The sequence below is a fragment of the Streptomyces sp. NPDC101166 genome (assembly GCF_044768125.1).
Lineage (GTDB): Bacteria > Actinomycetota > Actinomycetes > Streptomycetales > Streptomycetaceae > Streptomyces.
Genome location: NZ_JBIWPF010000155.1, coordinates 1 through 1,320 on the forward strand (window position 1 = coordinate 1; position 1,320 = coordinate 1,320).

General features: G+C 69.2%; 1 protein-coding gene. It reads left to right on the plus strand.

The features are described 5' to 3' along the window. Window positions 1-1,320, plus strand: a 1,320-nt coding sequence (locus ACIRS4_RS37260) for an AMP-binding protein (protein ID WP_404204565.1), incomplete at both ends; no start/stop codon positions are given.

Consider the following 1,320-nt stretch of genomic DNA (forward strand, 5'->3'; position numbering starts at 1 on the left):
GACGCGCTGTCCCGTCGAGGGGTCGGGTTCGGCGATCGCGTGCTCATCCTGGCGCTGAACTACACCGAGTACATCGAGGCGGTCATGGGCATCAACGCCCTCGGCGCCATCGCGGTGCCGGTGAACTTCCGGCTCACCCCGCCCGAGGTCGCCTACATCGTGGCCGACTCCGGCGCGCAGGCGATCGTCACCGACTCGGTGCTGCGGCCGCTCGCGGTGGGCGTCGCCGGACAGGCCGCGGAGCTGTCCACCGTGGTCGTGATCAACGGGCAGTCCGGGGAGGGCGTGCTCGGCTACGACGAGCTGCTCGCCGAGCCGGGCGAACCCCATGCGCCGCTGGACATTCCGGAGGACACGCCCTGCCTGATCATGTACACCTCGGGCACCACCGGCAGCCCCAAGGGCGCGGTGCTCACCCACGCGAACATGAACGCGCAGGCGCTGACCTGTATCCGGGCCCTGGAGATCAGCCCCGATTCCATCGGCTTCTGCACCTCGCCGCTGTTCCACATCGCCGGATTGGGCAGTCTCGCCCCGTATTTCATGCTCGGCGGCAGCACCGTGCTGCACCCGCTGGGCGCGTTCGACGCTACCGAGTTCCTGGACGCCATCGAGGCCGAGCAGGCCACCACCGCGTTCTGCGTTCCGGCGCAGTGGCAGCTCATCTGTGAGGAGCCCACCGTCAAGCAGCGCAAGCTGGCCCTGCGGGCGCTGTCGTGGGGCGCGGCCCCCGCCTCGGACACGGTGCTGCGGGCCATGGCCGACTGCTTCCCGGACGCCTTCAATGTGGCGGTCTTCGGGCAGACCGAGCTGTCGCCCATCACCTGCGTGCTCGAGGGCAAGGACGCGCTGCGCAAGCTCGGCTCGGTCGGCCTGCCCATCCCGACCCTGCAGGTCCGGGTCGTCGACGACGAGATGAACGATGTCGCCCCGGGCGAGATCGGCGAGATCGTCTACCGCGGACCGACTCTCATGCAGCGCTACTGGAACAAGCCCGAAGCCACCGCGGAGGCCTTCCACGGCGGCTGGTTCCACTCCGGTGACCTGGTCCGCCGCGACGAGGAGGGCTTCGTCTACGTGGTGGACCGCAAGAAGGACATGATCATCTCCGGCGGCGAGAACATCTACTGCGCCGAGGTCGAGAACGTGCTCTTCGCGCACCCCAAGATCCACGAGGCCGCCGTGGTCGGCCGCGCCCACGAGAAGTGGGGCGAGGTGCCGGTGGCGGTGGTCGCGCTGGCCGCGGGCATCGACGAGCTGACCCTCGAGGAGCTGGAGCCGTTCCTGAACGAGTCCCTGGCCCGCTACAAGCACCCCAAG